Below are 20,014 nucleotides of genomic sequence, written 5' to 3' on the forward strand. Positions count from 1 at the left end.
GGCGCGGTATTGTGCCGCCCATGCGGGCCGTCCTGGTGGTCAATCCGAAGGCCACCACCACCAGCGAGCGCAGCCGGGACGTGCTGGTCCGGGCGTTGCGCAGTGAAGTCGACCTGTCGGTGCGCTACACCCGCCGACGGGGCCACGCCACGGATCTCGCCCGGGAGGCCGCCCAGGAGGGCGTCGACCTGGTCGTCACGCTCGGCGGTGACGGCACCGTCAACGAGGTGGTGAACGGCCTGATGGCGGCGGAGCCGCCGACGTTCCGTACCGGGCAGACCTCGGCCGAGCGGCTGCCCGCGCTGGCCACCGTGCCGGGCGGTTCGACGAACGTCTTCGCCCGCGCGCTCGGGCTGCCCCGGGAGTGGCCCGACGGCACCAGCATGATCCTGGAAGGGCTGCGGCTGGGCCGCTCCCGCACGATCGGGCTGGGCCGGGCGGACGACCGCTACTTCACGTTCTGCGCCGGCTTCGGGCTGGACGCGGCGGTCATCCGCCGGGTGGAACAGGCCCGCAAGCGGGGTCGCGTCTCCACACCGGCGCTCTACTTCCGCTCCACCGCGAGTCAGTACTTCGTCGGCTCGGACCGCCGCCACCCGTCGATCACGCTGGAGCGCCCGGGTGAGGCGCCCGCCACGGGGCTGGCCACCGCGATCATCCAGAACACCGCGCCGTGGACGTACCTGGGCGACCGGGAGATCAATCCGAACCCGGAGGCGTCCTTCGACCTGGGGCTCGACGTGCTCGCGCTGCGGCGGCTGCGGGTGGCCAGCACGGCCCGTACGGCGACCCAGTTCTTCTCGAAGCGACCGGATCCGCACGGTAAGCAGGTGCTGCGGCTGCACGACGTGGCGGAGTTCACGCTCGTCTCGGAGCGCCCGTTGTCGTTCCAGCTGGACGGGGACTATCTCGGCGAGCGGGAGAAAGTCCGGTTCACGTCCGTTCCGGCCGCACTGAGAGTAATCTGCTAGGCCTCGGGTATCCCTGTCGGTTGACGCGGACCCCCCGCCGCGCGGGTGCGGTGGCCGCCACGCCGAGGAAGGTGCCGGAAATGTCAGCAACGTCACGCGGAACGTACTACATTGATTATCGACTGTGGCACGCCGGGTAACCAGGGCACTGGCAAACCCGGACAAATGGGTGGTGAGCCCGCTCACTGTTCGGAGTTTTTCCGAGCGTCACCCTTGACATCGCTGTCGTTCGTGAAAGTATTCACAAGCGAACTCGTGTTGCCGGGACATTGCCTGGATATGCTCGTTCGGTTGAGCTGTTCCAACAGGTCCGGCACCCCACAGCCTGCTCACGCTGCGCCGAATTGATGGATGCTGACCGTCACCATTCGGCAATGCGGACGCATATAGGAATAGCAACGAAGCGTTATTGACCAGCCACCAAGAATGAGGAGTGTTGCCGCCATGGACTGGCGCCACGATTCGGTCTGCCGCGACGAGGACCCGGAGCTGTTCTTCCCGATCGGGACGTCCGGTCCGGCCCTCCTGCAGGTGGAGCAGGCGAAGGCCGTCTGCCGGCGCTGCCCCGTGACCGACCAGTGCCTGCAGTGGGCGCTGGAGTCCGGTCAGGACGCCGGTGTCTGGGGTGGGATGAGCGAGGAGGAGCGTCGCGCGGTGAAGCGCCGCGGCGGTCTCCGGGTGCTGCGCGCTCACTCCGCCTGACCCGTACACGCTGACGCCCCGGCCGGGATTCCGGCCGGGGCGTTCTGCTGTTTCCGGACCGGTCAGCCCGGCACCGCGTCCACCCGCCGCCGGACCAGGTCGGCCAGCTCCGGCAGGTCGGTCAGCGGATCCGCCACCGCCACCGCGCCGGCTGACCGGGCCGCCGCGCGTACCCCGTCGTGGAACCGGCCCGGGGCCAGGAAGTAGGCGGCCACCGCGACCCGGCGGGCGCCCGCCGCGCGCAGGCGCGCCACCGCGCCGCCGACCTCCGGGGGTGCCGCCGAGGCGTACGAGACGCGGCAGGGCACACCCAGCCCGGCACCGAACGCCGCGGCGACCCGGCCCACGGAGGATCGCGCCGCCGGATCCCGGGTACCCGCCGCCGCCAGCACCACCGCGTCCAGCCCGCCCGGCCCGTCGCCGGTCGCCTCCGCCAGGCGGCGGCGCAGTCCGTCCAGCAGCCCGCCGTCCACCCCGTCGCCGGTCGGCCCCAGCACGTCGGTCACCCGTACCTCGATGTCCGCGCCGACCTCCGCGACCGCCGCCGGGATGTCCACCTTCCGGTGGTACGCGGCGGTCAGCAGCAGCGGCACCAGGACCGCCCGGGAGTGACCGGCGGCGGCCAGCCCGCGCAGCACCTCGGCCGGCCCGGGATCGGTGTGGTCGAGCCAGCTCGGCAGCACCGGGCGGCCCGGCCAGGTGGCCGCCACGGCCCGGGCCAGCGCCCGGGTCGCCTCGGCCGCTCGCGGGTCACGGCTGCCGTGGGCCACCAGCACCACCGGTGGCCCCGCGCTCAGGTGTGCAGGCCGCACTCGGTCTTCTCGAACATCGCCCAGCGCCCCGCGCGCGCGTCCTCCCCCGCCCTGGTCCGCCGCGTGCACGGCCAGCAGCCGATCGAGCCGTAGCCGCGGGCGAACAGCTCGTTCACCGGGATGTCGTACCGGGCCACGTAGGCGTCCACCTCCCGCTGCGTCCAGGCCGCGATCGGGTTCACCTTGACCTTGCCGCGCCGCGCGTCGAAGGCCACCACGGGCGTGTTCGCCCGGGTCGGCGACTCGTCCCGGCGCAGCCCGGCGGCCCAGGCGTCGTAACCGGACAGCGCCCGCTCCAGCGGCTCCACCTTGCGCAGTTGGCAGCAGTCGTCCGGGGACCTGTTGAACAGACGCGGACCGTACTGGCCGTCCTGCTGGCCCACAGTCATCCGGGGCCGGATCGAGCGCACCCGCACCGGCATCCGCCGGGCCACCTCGTCGCGGACCCGCAGCGTCTCCGGGAAGTGCAGCCCGGTGTCCAGGAACACCACGTCGACGCCGGGCGCTACCCGGGAGACCAGGTGCGCCAGCACGCCGTCGGCCATCGAGCTGGTCACGCAGAACCGCTCACCGAACGTCTCCACCGCCCAGCGCGCGATCTCCAGCGCGGACGCGTCCGCCAGTTCCCGGCCGGCCTCCTCGGCCAGCGCGCGCAACTCCTCCGGGTCGCGGCGGGCCGGCCCGCCCGGGCCGATCAGGCCGAGGCCGGCGGCGGAGACGAGGCCGGTCACCGGTTCACCGCCCGGCTCAGCAGACCGGTGAACTTCACCGCGAAGACCCGCGCGCAGGCGTGGCACTCCCAGGCGCCGTGTCCGGCCTCGTGCGGTCGCAGGTCCTCCTCCCCGCAGTACGGGCAGTAGAGAGGCGCAGATCTGGCGTCGCTCATCGCAACTCCTCCTCGTCGGCTCTGATCACCCAGTTGGCGAACGTCTCACCCTCGGTCCGGCCGGCCAGGTAGCGGCGGGCGAGCCGTTCCACGTACTCCGGAAGCTCATCGGCTGTGGTCTTCAGACCGCGCAGCTTGCGGCCGAAGCCGGCGGTCTGCCCCTGGGCCATGCCGAGGCCCCCGCCGAGGTGCACCTGGAAGCCCTCGACCTGCCGGCCGTCCGGGCCGACCACGAGCTGGCCCTTGAGCCCGATGTCAGCGACCTGGGTGCGGGCGCAGGCGTTCGGGCAGCCGTTGAGGTGGATGGAGATGTCCGCGTCGAAGTCGCGCAGCCGCTCCTCCAGGCGCGCGACCAGTTCCTCGCCGCGCCGCTTGGTCTCGACGATGGCGAGCTTGCAGAACTCGATGCCGGTGCAGGCCATCGTGCCGCGCCGCCAGGCCGACGGCCGGGCCTCCAGGCCGATCCCGCGCAGCGCCGCCACCAGCGAGTCGGTCCGCTCCGGCGCCACGTCCAGCACGAGCAGCTTCTGGTACGGGGTGAGCCGCACCCGGTCACTGCCGTGCGCCTCGACCACGTCGGCGAGCTGCGCCAGCTGGGTGCCGGACACGCGGCCCACCACCGGGGCGGCGCCCACGTAGTTCGCGCCGTCGCTCTGCTGGTGCACGCCGATGTGGTCGACCGGCTTGGCCGGCAGGTCAGCGGCCGGACCGTCGAGCAGCGCGCGGCCGAGGTATTCCTTCTCCAGCACCTCCCGGAAGCGCTCCACGCCCCAGTCGGCGACCAGGAACTTCAGCCGGGCCCGGCTGCGCAGCCGGCGGTAGCCGTAGTCGCGGAAGATGCCGACCACACCGGCCCAGACGTCCGGCACCTCGTGCAGCGGCACCCAGACGCCGAGCCGCTTGGCGAGCATCGGGTTGGTGGAGAGCCCGCCGCCGACCCATACGTCGAACCCGGGTCCGTGCTCCGGGTGCTCCACGCCGAGGAAGGAGATGTCGTTCGCCTCGTACGGCGTGTCGACCAGCCAGGAGATCGAGGTCTTGAACTTGCGGGGCAGGTTGGAGTACGCCTTGTCGCCGACGTACCGGCGGACGATCTCGTCGATCGCCGGGGTCGGGTCGAGCACCTCGTCCCGGGCCACACCGGCGACCGGGCTGCCCAGCACGATCCGGGGGCAGTCGCCGCACGCCTCGGTGGTCTGCAGGCCGACCGCCTCCAGCCGGCGCCAGATCTCCGGCATGTCCTCGACCCGGATCCAGTGGTACTGGATGTTCTGCCGGTCGGTGATGTCGGCGGTGTCCCGGGCGAACTCGCGGGAGATGTCCGCGATCACCCGGAGCTGGGCCAGGTTGAGCTGGCCGCCGTCCACCCGGACCCGGAGCATGAAGAACTCGTCCTCCAGCTCGTGCGGCTCCAGCACCGCGGTCCGCCCGCCGTCGATGCCGGCCTTGCGCTGGGTGTAGAGGCCCCACCAGCGGAACCGGCCGCGCAGGTCCTGCGGGTCGATCGAGGCGAAACCCCGGTGGGCGTAGATGTTCTCGATCCGGTCCCGCACGTTCAGCGGGTCGTCGTCCTTCTTGATCCGCTCGTTGGGGTTGAGCGGCTCACGGTGCCCGAGCGCCCACTGCCCCTCGCCGCGTGGCCGGCGGGGCGCACGGGCGGCAGGCGCCGGGCTGTCGGGACGGGTCGGGGTGCTGCTGACCGCCATCGCGGCGTCCTCCATTGCTTGCTGCGGTGCTGCGAGCGCGGACGCGGCGGCCGGCCCGGGAGAGGGCCGTGGACGGCGATGTCGATTGACGGCCGGCGCGAGTACGCGCCCGAGACGGAAGGGTCGGGCGTCGTCAGTGGGCCGGACAGATCGCGCTGCGCACGCGGCCGTAATCGACGTGGCGGCGAGCCACGAAGCGGCGGACGACAGCGGCGGTCATGTGCCTCATGCTGCCACACCACACCCCGCGCGACCACAGCTCCGCACTGTGATCCCACATCACGGGCCCCCCGAGATCGACTCACACCTTTCCCCCTCCCGCCCTCCCTGCCCCCGCACCGTTGATTGGGAAATGGTGGAGCGGGCGGGTGAGCGGGAGCGGGCGTGTGACGCTACGGGGGTGAGAAGGTTCCCGCCCGCGTCTGTTCGCGCCCTTCCCGGCTGGGCGGTGTGGGTGGTGCCGGGGCTGCTCACGCTCGTGGTGACGCTGGCCGGGATCGGGCACGCCCAACCCTGGCGGGACGAGCTGGCCACCTGGAGCGCGGCCACCCGCCCGCTTTCCGACCTGGCCCGGATGACCCGCACCATCGACGCCGCCACCGGGCCGTACTACCTGCTCATGCATGCCTGGACGGCGATTGCCGGCACATCGCCGACGGCACTGCGGCTGCCGTCGGCGCTGGCCATGGCAGTGGCCGCCGCGCTCACCGCCCGCCTCGGCGCGGTGCTCGTCGGCCGCCGCGCCGGGCTGCTGGCCGGACTGCTGTTCGCGGTCCTGCCGGTCACCTCCCGGTACGGGCAGGAGGCCCGCCCGTACGCCCTCGCGACCCTGCTCGCCGTGCTGGCCACGCTGCTGCTGGTCGAGGCGCTGCGCCGAGGAGGGCGGTGGCGCTGGGCGGGGTACGCCGCAGCGGTCGCCGCGCTCGGCCTGTTCCACCTGCTCGCGCTCACGCTGCTCGCCGCCCACGCCGTGGTGGTGCTGCTGACCGCCGCACGTGGCCCCGCGGCGGTCGTCGATCCGCCCGGCCAGTTCCGAGCCGAGATGCCCGACGCGAGCCGGCCACGCCGCAGACACCCACGGCGTTCCACCCAGCCACGAGATCGAGCGCCGGTGGAACGCCACGGGTGTCACGGCGCCCCGCAGACACCCACAGCGTTCCACCCAGCCACGAGATCGAGCGCCGGTGGAACGCCACGGGTGTCACCGCATCCCGGGAGAAGGGAGCACGGCACGGACGCGCCGGAAGCGGAACCGCAGGACGTGACCGGCGAGGCTCGGGAGGCGTCGGCGCCCGGCCGACGGGTGCTGGCCGGGTGGTTGCTGGCGCTGGTGCCGGTCGTCGTGCTCGTCACCCCGCTGGCGCTGGTCGCCCGGGGGCAGCGCGGTCGACAGCTCGACTGGGTGGACCCGGCGCGGCTGCCCGACCTGGCGGCACTACCGGGCGCGCTGTCGCAGAGCGGCGTCGTCGGCGGGTTCGTGCTCGCGCTCGCGGCGCTCGGCGCGGCCCGGCTGGGTCGCCGGGCGCTGCTGCCCACCGCCGCTGTGCTGCTGCCGGTGGTGCTGGTCTTCGCCGCCGGAACGACGGTGCCGCTCTGGGTGACTCGCTACCTCGTCTTCACCGTGCCGTTCGCCTGCGTGCTGGCCGGCGCCGCGCTGGCTGCCGCGCGGGTCACTCCCGCGCCGGCCCGGACACCGGGAACAGCGACGCCCGCCAAACCCGAGCGCACGGCGACACCCGCCGCAGCCGGCCGCACTGCCGCGCCCAGGGAAGCAGAGCAAGGGCCGACGTCGCCACGCGTACGGATCGCGGCGGGAATCGCGGTGGTGGTCCTGGCCGGGCTGCTCGGGCTGCCCGATCAGGCGGCCCTGCGCCGCACCCACGAGTGGCCGCGCGGCGCACCGGTCGACTACGCGGGCGCCGCCGGGGTCGTCCGCGCCGAGCAGCGGCCGGGCGACGCGATCGTCTACGCGTCCCGCAACGGCTGGCTGTTCCCCGATCTGGGCATGGCGTACCACCTGGGGTCGAGGTTGCCGCGCGACGTGCTCGTGGTCCGCGACCAGCGTCGGAACGCGAGCCTCTGGGCCGTGGAGTGCGACGATCCGGCGCGCTGCCTGGCCGGGGTGGACCGGGTCTGGCTGGTGGTCACCGGCCGGCGCGCGGACCCGCTGGCGGCGGTGCCGGGCGCGAAGGGCGACGCGCTGCGCGCGGGCTACACGGTGCGGCAGGTGTGGCCGCGCCCGGGGATCACGGTGGCCCTGCTCGTCCGGTGAGGCGGTCGGTGGTGCCGCGGGCCAGCGGTACGACGATGGTCGCCTCGGTGCCGCCGTCGGCGCCGTTGCGCAGCGCGATGGTGCCGCGCAGCTCGCCGGTCACCAGCGCCCGGACGATCTGGAGACCCAGGTTTCCGCCGCGCTCGGCGTCGAACTGCTCGGGCAGTCCCCGGCCGTTGTCGGTGACCGCGACGTGCAGTTGCTTGCGGGCCCGGTGCGTGGAGACCACCACCTCGGGCCGGGGCGCGTCCGCGGGTGCGGGCCCGGCGTCCTCGTCTGCCGGCGGGAAGCCGTGCTCGACGGCGTTGAGCAGCAACTCGTTGAGCACCATCACCAGCGAGGTGGCGATCTCGGCGGGCAGTACGCCGAAGGTGCCGCGGCGGCGCATACCGACGCTCACCTCGGTGGCGGCGACCTCGGTGGCGGCGCTGGCGACCCGGTCCACGATGCCGTCGAACTCGACCGCCTCGTCGCTGGACATGGAGAGCGTCTCGTGGACCAGCGCGATCGAGGCGACCCGGCGTACCGATTCTTCGAGCGCCACCCGCGCCTCGGGCATGGCCACCCGGCGGGCCTGGAGGCGCAGCAGCGCGGCGACGGTCTGGAGGTTGTTCTTCACCCGGTGGTGGATCTCCCGGATGGTGGCGTCCTTGGTGATCAGAGCGCGGTCGCGGCGGCGTACCTCGGTGATGTCGCGGACCAGGACCAGCGCGCCGATCGGCACTCCGGCGGGCATCAGCGGCAGCGCCCGGGTGAGCATGGTGGCGCCACGGGCGTCGATCTCCCGGCGGGGTGGCGCCTCACCGCGCAGCGCGGCGAGCACGGCGTTGCCCGCGTCGGTGCCTTCCAGAGGATCGCCCGCGAGCCGGCGGTGCAGCTTGGCGAGGTCCTCCCCGACGAGATGTGAGGCGTAGCCGAGGCGGCGGTACGCGGACTGCGCGTTCGGGCTCGCGTAGGTGACCTTGCCGTTGGCGTCGAGCCGCACCAGGCCGTCGCCGACCCGGGGCGCCGAGGTGGTCTCGCCCGGGTGCCGGGGCGGCGGGAACGTGCCGTCGGCGATCATCTGGGCCAGGTCGTCGGCGGTGGTGAGGTAGTTCAGTTCGAGCTGGCTGGGGGTGCGGGCGGTGGACAGGTTGGTGTCCCGGCCCACCACGGCGATCACCTCGCCGGCCTCACCGTCGCCGGTGCGCAGCCGGACCGGGATCGCCTCGTGGCGGGCCGGGACGTCGCCGTACCAGACCGGGTCGCCCTCGCGCCAGATCCGTCCCTGGCGGTGGGCCACCTCCAGGTGGGCCACCTCGGCCCCGCCGACGATGCGCCCGACCTGGTCGTCCAGGTAGGCGGTCGGCGCGGTGGTGGGACGGACCTGGGCCACGCAGAGGAACGTGCCGTCACCGTCCACCGGCACCCAGAGCAGCAGGTCGGCGAAGGACAGGTCGGACAGCAACTGCCAGTCGCCGGCGATCCGGTGCAGGTGGTCGATGTCGGCCGGACGGAGCGCGGTGTGCTCCTCGGCGAGGTCACGGAGGGTGGACACGCCACACAGCGTGCCACGCCGGGCCTCACATCGTCGCCGTGACCTTCTTCAAGCCGCGCGGCGCGTCCGGGTCCTCGCCCCGGGCCAGCGCCAGGGACAGCGCGAGCCGTTGCAGCGGCAGGATGTCGAGCAGCGGCGCGTACCGCTCGTCGACCTCGGGCACCGCCATCCGGGTCTCGCCGACGTCGGCGGAGCCGACCACCACCACGTCGGCGCGGCGCTCGCCGAGCCGGGGCAGCACCTCGCGCATCGACGTGCCCCCGGGGCCGGAGCCGACCACGGCGAGCACCGGGACGTCCGGGTCGGTCATGGCGAGCGGGCCGTGCAGCAGGTCGGCGCCGGAGAAGGCGAGCGCCGGGAGGTACGAGGTCTCCATCAGCTTCAGCGCCGCCTCCCGGGCGGTCGGGTAGGCGTAGCCCCGGCCGGTGGTGACGAGCTGGGCGGCGAACCGGTAGCGCGGGGCGAGCCGGGCCGGGGTGTCGTCGGCGAGCGTCTGCGCGGCCAGCTCGGGCAGGCGGCTCAGGGCGGCGCGTTCCTCGGCGGGCAGCACGCCGTCGCCGGCGCGTACGCCCTCGATCAGCATGAGCAGCGCGAGCAGCTCGGCCGTGTAGGTCTTCGTGGCGGCGACCGCGCGTTCGTGGCCGGCGGCGATGTCGACGCTCAGCTCGGCGGTCTCCACGAGCGGCGAGCCGGGGTTGTTGGTGACGGCGAGGGTGAGCGCGCCGGAGGCGCGGGCGACCCGCAGCACCTCGGCCAGGTCGGGCGAGCCGCCGCTCTGGCTGACGCCGACGACGAGCGCGTCGGAGAGGTCGGGCCGGGCGCCGAAGACGGTGATCGCGCTCGGTGAGGCCAGTCCGGCGGGCAGCCCGAGGCGGATCTCGGTCAGGTAGGCCGCGTAGAGCGCGGCGTGGTCGGAGGTGCCCCGGGCGGTGAAGACCACGTGCCGGGGGCGGCGTTCGGCGACGACGGCCGCCACCTCGGCGACGGCCGCCGCGTGCTCGGTGGAGAGCAGACGCTCGTAACCGGCCGGCTGCTCGTCGATGTCGGCGGCCATACCGGCCCCTGCTCGCGTCACTCCAGAACCTCCTTCTGCGCGTTTCCCGCGCGTTCGATGCTCAGTCTTGCACGTTTCGACGATCTAGATCAACGCAACGAACAGGAGTGCGCAGTGGATCACTAATCGACGGAAGATCCCCTAGGCTTGCCCGGCTGACCGACCCGACCGGCGAGAGGACGACGTGCCCGAGGACGACGCCGCGCTCTCGGCGGAGGAGGAACTCGCGCTGGCCCGGCTGGCGCTGGACGAGGGCGACCTGCGGCACGCCGCCGACCACGTGGCCGCCGCGCTGGTCCGCTCCCCCACGCTGCCCGAGGCGCACGAGACGCTCGCCCGGCTGAACGCGGCGAGCGGCGGCGACCTGGACCTCTTCCCGCTCGGTCAGCAGGCGTTCGTCGGCGCCGTGGTGGCCCGCGCGCACCTGCTCGCCGCCGCCGGCCGCCCCGCCGAAGGGCTCGACCTGCTCGCCGCCGCCACCGGCTACGCGCCCGTCGCCCCGTGGGCCGCCGTACCCTGGGTGACCGCCGCCGACCTGCCGGAACGCCTCGATCCCGAACGCACCGCCCGGATCCTCATGCAGGTCTGCGCGGCGGCGCCCGACCCCGCGCCGCGCCGGCTGCGCGAGCCGCTGGAGCCGTACCTCACGCTGGCCCGCAACGCGATCACCGTCCATCCGGCCCATCCGCTGCTGCTCGGCGCGGCGTCCGCGCTGGCCCGGCGTCTCGGCGAGGTCACCCTCGCCGTCACCTGGGCCACCCGGGGGGTACGCGCACAGCCCACCAAACTCGGCGAGGTGTGGCTCGGGTACGCGTACCGCAGCGCCGGCCGCACCGGCGAGGCGCTCGCCGCGCTGGAACGCGCTGTCGCGCTCGACCCGGACGACCTCGCGGTCTACGCGGACATCGCCGGGACGCTGGCCGACCACGGCCGGCTCGACGCGGCACTGGGCTGGGTCGACCGGGCGCTGGCGAAGGATCCGGACTTCGACTGCGCGGTGCACACCGCGCACCGGCTGCGCTACCTGCGCGACGGGAACGTGGACCACCTGGTGGCGCTCGCCGACTTCGTCCGCGACCACCCGGACGACACGCACGAGCACGGTGATCTCGCCGAGTGCTGCCGGGGACGCCCCTGGCTCGGGCAGGTGACGGCGGCCGGCGACGACGCCCCGGCCCCGGACGGCCCCGCCCCCTCGGCCGAGGCGGTACGGCGGCTCCAGCAGCTCGCGCACCCGGCGTGGCCGCACCCACCAGCCGCGTACGACGCCGCCGTCGGGCTGGCCACACTGGACCTCGCCGACCTGCTCGCCCTTCTGGCACACCCGCCGGAGGCGCCGGCGACCGCGCTGGGCCGGGTGCTCGGCGGGCAGGACCCGGCACTGTGGACGCGCTGCGCGCAGGTCTGGGCCTGCCTCGGCCTGCTGCACCACCGCACCGACGAGCCGTGGGAACGGTCCGCCCGCCGTCGGGTGCTGCGGGAACTGGCCGTCGGCGATCTCGGCCCGGCCGCCGACGCGGCACTGTTCGCCCTGGTCACCGCCGCCTGGGTGCACCCGGACACGCGGGCCGACGTGGCCACGCTGGTGGCCGGGCGGATCGCCGAGGTGGCGGCCGGATCCGCTCGGCGTGCCCCGGTGGCGGTGTCGCTGGCGTACCTGGCGCGAGCCACCCCGGCACTCGACCCGGCGGCACGCGCCACTGCCGACGGGCTGATCGCCGACGCCGAGGGCGGACCGCTGCGGCGTCTCTGGCGACGCCTCACCGCCCTGTTCCGCCGCGGCTGACCGCGCGGCGCGGCCAGACGCGGCGCGGCCAGACGCGGCACGGCCCCGCGTACCCCCTCGGGGGCGGCGGGGCCGCGACCGTGCGTGCGTCAGGCGACGGGGGCCCGGCCGAGCGCGGCCTCGGCCTCGTCCTCCGGTGTGGCGCCGGCCGGCGGTGCGTCGTTCGTCGCGCGCAGCGGCACCTCCTTGATGAACCAGGCGAGCACCGGTACGGCGACCGTGAACAGGACCGCCCAGAAGAAGACGTGCGAGATGGCGTCGGAGAGGCCGCCGAGCACCGCCTCGCGCACCGGGCCGGTGAGCTTCTTGAGCGCCTCCAGGTTCATCGCGCCGCCCTCGCCGCCACCCGAGCCCGCGAACGCGGGGCCGGCCGCGGAGTCGGCGAGGCGGTTGGCGAAGATCGCGCCGAAGAGGGAGACGCCGAACGAGCCGCCGATGGACCGGAAGAAGGTGGCCGCGCCGCTGGCCGCGCCGAGGTCCTTCTGTTCGACGCTGTTCTGCGCGATGAGCATCGAGGTCTGCATCAGGAAGCCCATGCCGACGCCGAGAACGATCATGTAGAGCGAGGACTGCGCCTTGCTGGTGTCCACGTCCAGCAGGCTGAGCAGGGCCAGGCCGGCGGTCATCACCACGCCGCCGACGATCGGGAAGATCCGGTAGCGGCCGGTCTTGGTGATGGTCCGGCCGACCACGAGCGACACCACGAGCATGCCGAACATCAGCGGGAGCAGCAGCAGACCGCTGTTCGTGGCCGACGCCCCCTGGACGGTCTGCTGGTAGAGCGGCAGGAAGTTCATCGCGCCGAACATGGCGAAGCCGAGCAGGAAACCGATCACCGAGATCAGCGCGAAGTTGCGGTTGGCGAACAGGCTCAGCGGCAGGATCGGCTCCGGCGCGCGCCGCTCGACCAGCGCGAACGCGGCGAGCGCGAGCACCGCCAGCGCGGCGAGGCCGAGGATCTGCGGCGAGATCCAGTCGTACTCGTTGCCGCCCCACGTGGTCACCAGCACGATCGCGGTGATGCCGACGGACAGCAGCGCGGCGCCCAGCCAGTCGATCTTGTGTTCGGTGCGGTACTTCGGCAGGTGCATGGTGGTGGCGAGGACCAGCAGCGCCGCGCCGCCCAACGGCAGGTTGACGTAGAACGCCCAGCGCCAGGAGAGGTTGTCGGTGATGAAGCCGCCGACGAGCGGGCCGGCGACCATGGCGATGGCCATGATGCCGGCGATCATGCCCTGGTAGCGGCCCCGCTCACGGGGCGGGACCAGGTCACCGATGATCGCCATGACGCCGACCATCAGGCCGCCCGCGCCGAGGCCCTGCACGGCACGGAACGCGATCAGCTCGATCATGCCGGTGTCCGTGCCGCCGAAGACGCCGGAGCCGGACATGCCGCAGAGCGCGGAGCCGACCAGAAACACGACGACGGCGGTGAGGAAGACCGACTTGCGGCCGTAGAGGTCGCCGAGCTTGCCCCAGATCGGCGTGGAGACCGTGGTGCCCAGCACGTACGCGGTGACCACCCAGGTGAAGTGGTCGGCGCCGCCGAACTCGAAGACGATCCGCGGCAGCGCGGTGCTGACGATCATGTTGTCGAGCATCGCGAGCATCATCGCGATCATCAGGCCGAACAGGACGACCCGGACATTGGGTCTGGTGGTCACCTGGGCTGGTTGACTCATCGGTAGGCTCCCCCGCAGGTCACGTGATCAACTTACTTGCCGCCCGGCTAGTTCACTTACTAGCCGGACGGTAAGCTGACGACGGGCACACGTCAAGCGCTTTGAAAGGATGTCGGCTGGTGAGGGAGACCACAGGTGGCACGCGGCAGCGAATCCAGGCCGTCGCCTTGGAACTCTTCACCGAGCAGGGCTACGAGAAGACGTCCCTGCGGGAGATCGCCGAGCGGCTCGGCGTGACCAAGGCGGCGCTCTACTACCACTTCAAGAGCAAGGACGAGATCGTCACCAGCCTGGTCGACGACCGGCTGCGCCGGATGGACGAGCTGATCGCCTGGGCCGCCGACCAGCCGCCCACCCTCGCGACCCGGCGCACCCTGCTCGGCCGGTACGCCGACAGCATGTTCGCCGGCGACCTGCCCCAGGTGATGCGCTTCTTCGAGCAGAACCAGACGGTGCTCAAGAGCCTCGTCGCGGGCCAGCAGATGCGGGACCGGATGATGCGCCTGGCGCACGAGCTGTGCCGGGGCGACAACTCACCCGCCGCCCAGCTCCGCGCCGCGCTCACCCTGTTCGCGGTGCACACCAGCTGGTTCGCGGTACGCGCGCCCGGCATCACCGACGACGAGCGCAAGCGGATCGCGCTCGAGGTCGCCGACGAGCTGCTCGCCAAGATCGGCGCGGAGAGCGACTCCTGAGCCGCGCTCAGCGGGCCGCGGTCAGGTCCAGCCGCAGGCCGCGCAGGTCGATGCCGGGCATCGGCATCCAGTCCTTCTCCGGGCACCTGACGAAACCCAGCCGCTCGTAGAGGCGGTGTGCGCTCGCCGCCATCCCGGCGCGTACGCAGATCACCACCGCCGTGCAGCCCAGCTCCGTCGCGCGCGCCACGCACGCGGACGCGAGCGCCGCGCCCGCGCCCCGGCCCTGGGCGGCCGGATCGACCGCGAGCATCCGGAACTCGCCCTCGCCAGGGCCGGCGAGGTCGGCGTACGGGGTGCCGGGCAGCACGAACGTCACCGCGCCGAGCACGTGGCCGGTGGCGTCGTCGACGGCCACCAGCACCTCGCCGGTCTCGGCGCGGGTGGCCACGTCGGCGAGCACCGACGTGTACCCGGTCTCGTCCTTGAGCTGGCCGTCCGCCTCGTACGCGGCAACGGTCAGCCGGGCCACGGCCGGTAGGTCCGCCGGCTCGGCGCGACGCACCCGCAGGCCGGTCAACCGATCTCCGCGATCAGGTCGCCGTCCTGCACCACGTCACCCTCGTTGACCGCGAGCCTCTGCACCACGCCGTCGGACTCGGCGACAACCGGGATCTCCATCTTCATCGACTCCAGGATGACGAGGGTGTCGCCCTCGGACACCGTGTCGCCGGCCGACACGACGACCTTCCAGACGTTGGCCACCATCTCGGCACGGATCTCCTCGGCCATCTTGCGGCCCTCCCTCTCCCCCGACAGCTCCCCGACAATCCTGCGAACGGTATCCAATCATGACGCCGGTCACGCCGGCCCGCGCACCACCGGCGCGCGATCCGCCCCACCGCGCCCCGGCGGGCGGCCACGGCACTAGCATCGTGCGGGTCGGCCATCGGCGAGCCCGGAGGGCCGCACCCGCGACCTCCGCCGCGCCCAGCCGCGGACGGAACCGTGACCAGCACAAGGAGGCAGAGCATGGCGAAGAAGGCCCGCAAGAAGAAGGCCCGTAAGAAGAGCAGCGCCAACCACGGCAAGCGCCCCAACTCCTGATCATCGGATCAGCGCGGCGCAGGCGCCGGACATGCGCGACGGCCCGGGTCCGTGATCGGACCCGGGCCGTCGCGTCTGTCGTTCAGTCGGCCAGTTCGCGGGACTGGGTGGTCTCGAAGACCACCAGCTCGGTCAGCCGCAGGCGCAGCCGCTCCCGCAGCTTCTCCGGCGCCGCCTCGTTGCCGCAGCACCGGGCAACCAACGCCTTGACCTCCTGCTCGATGCCGTACTCGCGCAGGCACGGCCCGCACTCGTCCAGGTGGTGCCGGATCAGTACCCGGCGCTCCTCGGCGCACTCCAGGTCGAGGTAGAGGTAGACCTCGGCGAGGACCTCGTGGCAGTCCGTCTCGTGCGGTCGTCCACAGCTCACGGTCACACCTCCCGGCCGGCGGCGGCGGTCGAACCCTTCTTCGACGAGGCGGCGCTGAAACCCCGCTCCGCCGCGTACTGCTCCAGCAGCTTTCGCAGATTACGTCGGCCACGGTGCAGACGGGACATCACGGTGCCGATCGGCGTGCCCATGATGTCGGCGACCTCCTTGTAGGAGAAGCCCTCGACGTCGGTCAGGTAGACGGCCATGCGGAACTCCTCCGGCAACTGCTGGAGGGCCTCCTTGACGTCACTGTCCGGCAGCCGGTCGAGCGCCTCCGTCTCGGCCGAGCGCAGGCCGCTGGACGTGTGCGACTCGGCCTCGGCGAGCTGCCAGTCGGTGATCTCCTCGGTCGGCGCCTGGATGGGCTGGCGCTGCCGCTTGCGGTAGGTGTTGATGTAGGTGTTGGTCAGGATCCGGTAGAGCCAGGCCTTCAGGTTCGTGCCCTGCTCGAACTGGTGGAAGGCGGCGTACGCCTTCAGGTACGTCTCCTGAACCAGGTCCTCCGCGTCCGCCGGGTTGCGGGTCATCCGCAGCCCGGCAGCGTAGAGCTGATCGACGAAGGGCATCGCGTCCCGCTCGAAGCGGGCCCTGCGCTCGTCCGTCTTCTCGGTGGTCAACCGCACATCCCCTCGCGTCGGATGCTTTCCCGCCGAGGATACGCGTACCCACTTGCCGGCAGATTCACTTCCGGAGTGTGTGCCGGTGCTCACGACCGACGCCGCCGCGGGCCACTCCGGCGCGTCGAGCAGCCGCCGGAGCTGGTGCTCGTCCCGTTCGTCCCGTTCCCGGCTCCGTGTCTCGATCCGCACCGGTCACCCCCCTCGCCGCTGGCTCTGTCGTCGTCCAAGGGGGTAACGCGAGGTGCGGGGTGCGGCATTCCTCCGGCCCCACCCGATCCTGGTCCCGGCCTCGGCCGCGACCGACGCTGGGACCAGGAAGGGCCTGGGAGGGCGGCCCCGGCACGCCCGAACCGGGCGGCCGGCACCAACCGGTGCAACGACCCGCCGCGGCGGACGGTCACGGCGCGCGCCGCCCGGTCAGGACGACCATCCGTGTACGCGCAGCCAGTCCCGCACGACGGCGGCCGTCCCGGCCGGATCGCCGCGCAGGTCGTGGCGCTCCCCCGGCCGGACCACCACCTCGATGCCGGGGCCCGGCTCGGGCACGCCGAACGGGTCCCGGTCGCCGTTCACGACGAGCGTGGGCAGCCCGGTACGCAGTTCGCCGGCCCGGGAACGCTCCGGTCGCCCCGGCGGATGCAGCGGGAACGCCAGCGCCACGACTCCGGCCGCCCCGACGGCGACGGCGGTGCGGCAGGCCACCCGGGCACCACTGGACCGGCCCCCGACCACCCAGTGGCGTACCAGCGGGGCACGACGGCGCAGCTCGGCCAGCACCGCCGTCCACGCCTCGTCGAGGTGCCCGGCGGGGGCGGGCGCGCGGCGCCCGGCCACCCGGTACGGCTGGGTCACCAGGGCCACCCCGGCCCCGGCGGCGAGCGCCGAGTCCCGTACCGCGGTGAGGTCCGGCGCGTCCACATCACCGCCGGCGCCGTGCCCGAGCACCAGCACCGTCGCGCCGCCGGCAGGCGGGTCGAACCGCAGCCGGGCGGGGCCTCGCGGGGTGTCGATTTCGTCATCGTGCCGCACCGGCCCATTCTGCGCGGGCGGGCGGCCCACCGGCGGCCGGGCGCGGAAACGCCCCACGTCGCCCGTGGCCCACCGCGGCGGGCCACGGGCGACGTCGGGATCAGCTCAGCGGAACCAGCGTGAGCAGACGATCGCGCACCGGCGGGCCGGCGTCGTCGAGCGCGTCCGGATCCGGCTGCACCTCGCTGCGCCAGGCCACCAGCATGGCTCGCCGCTCACGCGGCGTGGTGCCGCCCCAGACGCCGTGGCAGTCGCCCACCTCCAGCGCCCAGGCCAGGCAGGAGCCCTGGACGTCGCAGGTGCGGCAGAGCGCCACGGCGGCGTCGGCCGGCTCGTTCGGCGCCGGGAAGAACGTCTCCGGATCGACGTTCTGACAGGTGCCCCTGGTGCGCCAGGCGTCGTCCTGGCGTCGTTCGTCAAGCGCCCGCAGCAGTCGCGGATCGCGCCGCGCGGCGGCTACCTCGTGCGGACGGGGCATGCGTGCCCGTGTCAATTCACCCACCTCCCCCGTGGGAACCGGCGAAGATCTCTGCAAGATCGATGAATGTCATTCGCCCCGTGCGAACAGACGCCCATCACCGGCGCTGTGTTCTATCGCATTCGCATACGTAAGGACAAGAGTCTTCAATGAAAGTGACTGAACATCCGGCCGACTTTCCGGCGCAAACCCGGCAAAAAGGTACACGCCGATGTGGCGGAGCGTGATCAGAACAGGGTCGCCTCGGCGACCGTCTCGACGCCTGCCGGGGCCACCGGCGCGATCAGTTCCGGGCCGTCGTTGCGGACGTCGCCGACGGCCCGGGAGACGGGCCGGATCTCCAGCCCGGCGAGCAGGCCGGCGTCCGGCGCCAGCAGCTCCGCCGGCTCCTCGGCCGGGCCCAGCCAGGCCCCCCAGCGCTCCGGCGGCAGCAGCAGCGGCATCCGGTCGTGCACCTCGGCCAGCTCGCCGACCGCAGCGGTGGTGAGCACGCTGAACGTGAGCCGGGCCGCACCGGCCGCCTCCCAGACCGACCAGATGCCCGCGAAGGCCAGGACAGAGCCGTCCCGCGGGGTCATGAAGTAGGGCTGACGTCCGCCGTCGGCGAGGCGGACCCACTCGTACCACCCGTCGGCGGGGACCAGGCAGCGGCGGCGGGCGAAGGACGGCGCGTACGCCCGGCTGGTGGCGACCGTCTCGGCCCGCGCGTTGATCATGCGGGCGGCCCCGGCGGCGCTGCGCGACCACTGCGGGAGCAGGCCCCAGCGGCCGAGGGAGAGCAGCCGGTGCCCCTCCGGGGCGAGCCGGACCAGCGGCACCGGATCGGTCGGCGCGACGTTGAAGTCCGGCGCCACCCCGCCGGTCTCGTCGGCCGACTCGAACAGCGCGCTCAGGTCGGCGGCGCTCCGGGTCGTGGCGTACCTCCCGCACATGGCGCCCACGCTAGCGGCATTCGGAAGTTCCGGCTGTCCCGCCCAACGGGAGCAGTGGCGACGAACGCTTCCACCGGGCCGCGCGCTTGGCAGAATGTGACCGTGAGCAATCCGATCGCGACGTGCCCGCAGCCGTGGACCGCGCCGACCGCGAGCGACCCGGTCGCCGCGACGCTGCGCCTGCCCGGTTCCAAGTCGATGACCGCCCGGGCCCTGGTGCTCTGCGCGCTGGCCGGCGGGCCGTCGACACTCGCCCGGCCGCTGCGCGCCCGGGACACCGAACTGATGGCCGGCGGGCTGCGTGCGCTCGGCGCCCACGTGTCGATCTCGGACGACGACCGCTGGCTGGTCCGCCCGCATCCGCTGGCCGGCCCGGCGCACGTCGACGTCGGCCTGGCCGGCACCGTGATGCGCTTCCTGCCCCCGGTGGCCGGGCTGGCCGCCGGTCGGGTCACGTTCGACGGCGACCCGCACGCCCGGACCCGCCCGCTCGGGCCCCTGATCGGCGCGCTGCGCGCGCTCGGCGTCCGCATCGACGCGCCCCCGGCCGGCAGCCTGCCGCTCGTCGTCCTCGGCGCGGGCCGGGTGACCGGCGGCGACGTGGTGATCGACGCCTCCGCGTCCAGCCAGCTCGTCTCCGGGCTGCTGCTCGCCGCGCCCCGCTTCGACCGGGGCGTCGTGGTCCGGCACGAGGGGCCGCCGGTGCCGTCCGCGCCGCACGTGCGGATGACGGTGCAGATGCTGCGCGCCGCCGGCGCCGCCGTCGACGACACCACGCCGGACGTCTGGACGGTCGAGCCGGGCCCGCTGTCCGGGCGCGGCTGGGAGATCGAACCCGACCTGTCCGGCGCCGCGCCGTTCTTCGCCGCCGCCCTGGTCACCGGCGGCGAGGTGACGCTACAGGGCTGGCCGCACAGCAGCCTCCAGCCGGTCGAGCGGCTACGGGAGCTGCTGCACCGGATGGGCGGCGAGGTGAGCCTCGGCACCGACGGCCTGACCGTGCGGGGCACCGGCAGGGTGCGCGGGCTCGACGCCGACCTCTCCGACGTCGGCGAGCTGACCCCGGTGCTGACCGCGCTCACGCTGCTCGCCGACGGCCCGTCCCGGCTCACCGGCATCGGCCACATCCGCGGCCACGAGACCGACCGGGTGACCGCGCTGGCAAAGGAGTTCACCGCGCTCGGCGCGGACATCACCGAAACCCACGACGGGCTGGAGATCCGGCCCCGTCCGCTGCGCGGCGGCACGTTCCAGACGTACGCCGACCACCGGATGGCGCACGCGGCGGCGGTGGCCGGGCTGGCCGTCCCCGGCATCGAGGTCGACGACGTGGCGTGCACCTCCAAGACCATGCCGGAGTTCCCGGCACTATGGTCAGGGATGGTGACCGGCAAGAACTGACAGCGGGGGGACGTCCTGACGACGAAGCGGC

Annotated in this window: 21 protein-coding genes; 7 read left to right on the plus strand and 14 right to left on the minus strand. The window is 73.5% G+C overall.

All coding sequences use genetic code 11. The features are described from left to right. Window positions 1–20 precede the first annotated feature (20 nt). Both ACFYON_RS20175 and ACFYON_RS20180 read left to right on the plus strand, forming a co-directional pair. Complete coding sequence (locus ACFYON_RS20175; protein ID WP_354871532.1) at window positions 21–971, plus strand: diacylglycerol kinase family protein; 951 nt, start codon at window positions 21–23, stop codon at window positions 969–971. Window positions 972–1,415: 444 nt separating this feature from the next. Then, window positions 1,416–1,673, plus strand: a complete 258-nt coding sequence (locus ACFYON_RS20180) for a WhiB family transcriptional regulator (protein ID WP_013288358.1) — start codon at window positions 1,416–1,418, stop codon at window positions 1,671–1,673. A gap of 62 nt (window positions 1,674–1,735) precedes the next feature. Here the strand turns inward: ACFYON_RS20180 and ACFYON_RS20185 are convergent, their stop codons facing one another. Genes ACFYON_RS20185 through ACFYON_RS20200 form a run of 4 tightly spaced genes read right to left on the minus strand, consistent with a single transcriptional unit; the run spans window position 1,736 to window position 5,077 of the window. Continuing rightward, window positions 1,736–2,485, minus strand: coding sequence for a sirohydrochlorin chelatase (locus ACFYON_RS20185; protein ID WP_387320980.1), 750 nt, complete (start codon window positions 2,483–2,485; stop codon window positions 1,736–1,738). Then, entirely contained in the window at window positions 2,467–3,216 is a 750-nt protein-coding gene (locus ACFYON_RS20190; RefSeq protein ID WP_354871538.1) for a phosphoadenylyl-sulfate reductase, read from the minus strand. The genes ACFYON_RS20185 and ACFYON_RS20190 overlap by 19 nt, the downstream gene beginning before the upstream one ends. Beyond that, on the minus strand, window positions 3,213–3,371 hold the full coding sequence (locus ACFYON_RS20195; protein ID WP_349880492.1) for a hypothetical protein: 159 nt from the start codon (window positions 3,369–3,371) through the stop codon (window positions 3,213–3,215). The genes ACFYON_RS20190 and ACFYON_RS20195 overlap by 4 nt, the downstream gene beginning before the upstream one ends. Further along, the gene (locus tag ACFYON_RS20200; RefSeq protein ID WP_354871541.1) at window positions 3,368–5,077 is read right to left on the minus strand and encodes a nitrite/sulfite reductase; all 1,710 of its coding nucleotides are present in this window, start codon (window positions 5,075–5,077) and stop codon (window positions 3,368–3,370) included. Before ACFYON_RS20200 ends, ACFYON_RS20195 begins: the two co-directional genes overlap by 4 nt. Before the next feature lie 400 nt (window positions 5,078–5,477). Between ACFYON_RS20200 and ACFYON_RS20205 the strand changes: the two genes are divergently transcribed. Continuing rightward, window positions 5,478–7,349 (plus strand): glycosyltransferase family 39 protein, encoded by a 1,872-nt coding sequence (locus tag ACFYON_RS20205; RefSeq protein ID WP_387189152.1) that lies wholly within the window; start codon window positions 5,478–5,480, stop codon window positions 7,347–7,349. On the opposite strand, the gene ACFYON_RS20210 is transcribed toward ACFYON_RS20205, so the two are convergent. Together ACFYON_RS20210 and ACFYON_RS20215 are read right to left on the minus strand one after the other, a co-directional pair. Further along, window positions 7,324–8,886 (minus strand): histidine kinase N-terminal domain-containing protein, encoded by a 1,563-nt coding sequence (locus tag ACFYON_RS20210; RefSeq protein ID WP_354871543.1) that lies wholly within the window; start codon window positions 8,884–8,886, stop codon window positions 7,324–7,326. The genes ACFYON_RS20205 and ACFYON_RS20210 overlap by 26 nt on opposite strands. Window positions 8,887–8,911: 25 nt before the next feature. Further along, the gene (locus ACFYON_RS20215) at window positions 8,912–9,940 is read right to left on the minus strand and encodes an SIS domain-containing protein (RefSeq protein WP_354871713.1); all 1,029 of its coding nucleotides are present in this window, start codon (window positions 9,938–9,940) and stop codon (window positions 8,912–8,914) included. A 184-nt stretch (window positions 9,941–10,124) separates the two neighbouring features. On the opposite strand from ACFYON_RS20215, the gene ACFYON_RS20220 reads away from it, so the two are divergent. Then, window positions 10,125–11,726, plus strand: a complete 1,602-nt coding sequence (locus ACFYON_RS20220; protein WP_354871545.1) for a tetratricopeptide repeat protein — start codon at window positions 10,125–10,127, stop codon at window positions 11,724–11,726. An 89-nt stretch (window positions 11,727–11,815) separates the two neighbouring features. On the opposite strand, the gene ACFYON_RS20225 is transcribed toward ACFYON_RS20220, so the two are convergent. Further along, window positions 11,816–13,408: an MDR family MFS transporter gene (locus tag ACFYON_RS20225; protein ID WP_357708235.1), complete on the minus strand. Its 1,593-nt coding sequence runs from the start codon at window positions 13,406–13,408 to the stop codon at window positions 11,816–11,818. 119 nt (window positions 13,409–13,527) lie between these two features. On the opposite strand from ACFYON_RS20225, the gene ACFYON_RS20230 reads away from it, so the two are divergent. Continuing rightward, entirely contained in the window at window positions 13,528–14,103 is a 576-nt protein-coding gene (locus tag ACFYON_RS20230; protein ID WP_387189151.1) for a TetR/AcrR family transcriptional regulator, read from the plus strand. Between the two features lie 7 nt (window positions 14,104–14,110). Here ACFYON_RS20230 and ACFYON_RS20235 read toward each other — a convergent pair whose 3' ends face one another. Both ACFYON_RS20235 and ACFYON_RS20240 read right to left on the minus strand, forming a co-directional pair. Beyond that, window positions 14,111–14,623: a GNAT family N-acetyltransferase gene (locus ACFYON_RS20235; RefSeq protein ID WP_387189150.1), complete on the minus strand. Its 513-nt coding sequence runs from the start codon at window positions 14,621–14,623 to the stop codon at window positions 14,111–14,113. Beyond that, a complete protein-coding gene (locus tag ACFYON_RS20240; RefSeq protein ID WP_043328500.1) occupies window positions 14,620–14,835 on the minus strand; it encodes a biotin/lipoyl-binding carrier protein in 216 nt (71 codons plus the stop codon). Before ACFYON_RS20240 ends, ACFYON_RS20235 begins: the two co-directional genes overlap by 4 nt. Window positions 14,836–15,075: 240 nt before the next feature. Here ACFYON_RS20240 and ACFYON_RS20245 point away from each other — a divergent pair, with 240 nt between their 5' ends. Next, complete coding sequence (locus ACFYON_RS20245; RefSeq protein ID WP_369752275.1) at window positions 15,076–15,150, plus strand: 50S ribosomal protein bL37; 75 nt, start codon at window positions 15,076–15,078, stop codon at window positions 15,148–15,150. Between the two features lie 82 nt (window positions 15,151–15,232). Here ACFYON_RS20245 and rsrA read toward each other — a convergent pair whose 3' ends face one another. The 5 genes from rsrA to ACFYON_RS20270 all read right to left on the minus strand — a co-directional run bounded on the left by rsrA (window position 15,233) and on the right by ACFYON_RS20270 (window position 18,582). Beyond that, entirely contained in the window at window positions 15,233–15,520 is a 288-nt protein-coding gene (gene rsrA, locus ACFYON_RS20250; RefSeq protein WP_354871556.1) for a mycothiol system anti-sigma-R factor, read from the minus strand. Between the two features lie 2 nt (window positions 15,521–15,522). After that, on the minus strand, window positions 15,523–16,332 hold the full coding sequence (locus ACFYON_RS20255; RefSeq protein ID WP_354871559.1) for a sigma-70 family RNA polymerase sigma factor: 810 nt from the start codon (window positions 16,330–16,332) through the stop codon (window positions 15,523–15,525). Between the two features lie 228 nt (window positions 16,333–16,560). Then, window positions 16,561–17,172, minus strand: coding sequence for an alpha/beta family hydrolase (locus tag ACFYON_RS20260; RefSeq protein WP_354871561.1), 612 nt, complete (start codon window positions 17,170–17,172; stop codon window positions 16,561–16,563). A gap of 100 nt (window positions 17,173–17,272) precedes the next feature. Beyond that, window positions 17,273–17,665 (minus strand): WhiB family transcriptional regulator, encoded by a 393-nt coding sequence (locus ACFYON_RS20265; RefSeq protein WP_354871564.1) that lies wholly within the window; start codon window positions 17,663–17,665, stop codon window positions 17,273–17,275. Window positions 17,666–17,877: 212 nt separating this feature from the next. Then, the gene (locus ACFYON_RS20270; RefSeq protein WP_354871566.1) at window positions 17,878–18,582 is read right to left on the minus strand and encodes an SOS response-associated peptidase; all 705 of its coding nucleotides are present in this window, start codon (window positions 18,580–18,582) and stop codon (window positions 17,878–17,880) included. Between the two features lie 102 nt (window positions 18,583–18,684). Between ACFYON_RS20270 and aroA the strand changes: the two genes are divergently transcribed. After that, window positions 18,685–19,983 carry a 3-phosphoshikimate 1-carboxyvinyltransferase gene (gene aroA, locus ACFYON_RS20275; RefSeq protein ID WP_354871568.1) on the plus strand — a complete coding sequence of 433 codons (1,299 nt, stop codon included), beginning with the start codon at window positions 18,685–18,687 and terminating at the stop codon, window positions 19,981–19,983. Window positions 19,984–20,014 lie beyond the last annotated feature (31 nt).

This window comes from Micromonospora sp. NPDC005686, assembly GCF_042871665.1.
Taxonomy (GTDB): domain Bacteria; phylum Actinomycetota; class Actinomycetes; order Mycobacteriales; family Micromonosporaceae; genus Micromonospora.

Coding starts and splice junctions, on each gene's coding strand:
- ACFYON_RS20200 (WP_354871541.1), bottom strand. CDS start 5,077: ATGGCGGTCAGCAGCACCCCGACCCGTCCCGACAGCCCGGCGCCTGCC.
- ACFYON_RS20175 (WP_354871532.1), top strand. CDS start 21: ATGCGGGCCGTCCTGGTGGTCAATCCGAAGGCCACCACCACCAGCGAG.
- ACFYON_RS20215 (WP_354871713.1), bottom strand. CDS start 9,940: ATGGCCGCCGACATCGACGAGCAGCCGGCCGGTTACGAGCGTCTGCTC.
- ACFYON_RS20195 (WP_349880492.1), bottom strand. CDS start 3,371: ATGAGCGACGCCAGATCTGCGCCTCTCTACTGCCCGTACTGCGGGGAG.
- ACFYON_RS20225 (WP_357708235.1), bottom strand. CDS start 13,408: ATGAGTCAACCAGCCCAGGTGACCACCAGACCCAATGTCCGGGTCGTC.
- ACFYON_RS20270 (WP_354871566.1), bottom strand. CDS start 18,582: ATGTGCGGGAGGTACGCCACGACCCGGAGCGCCGCCGACCTGAGCGCG.
- ACFYON_RS20240 (WP_043328500.1), bottom strand. CDS start 14,835: ATGGCCGAGGAGATCCGTGCCGAGATGGTGGCCAACGTCTGGAAGGTC.
- ACFYON_RS20180 (WP_013288358.1), top strand. CDS start 1,416: ATGGACTGGCGCCACGATTCGGTCTGCCGCGACGAGGACCCGGAGCTG.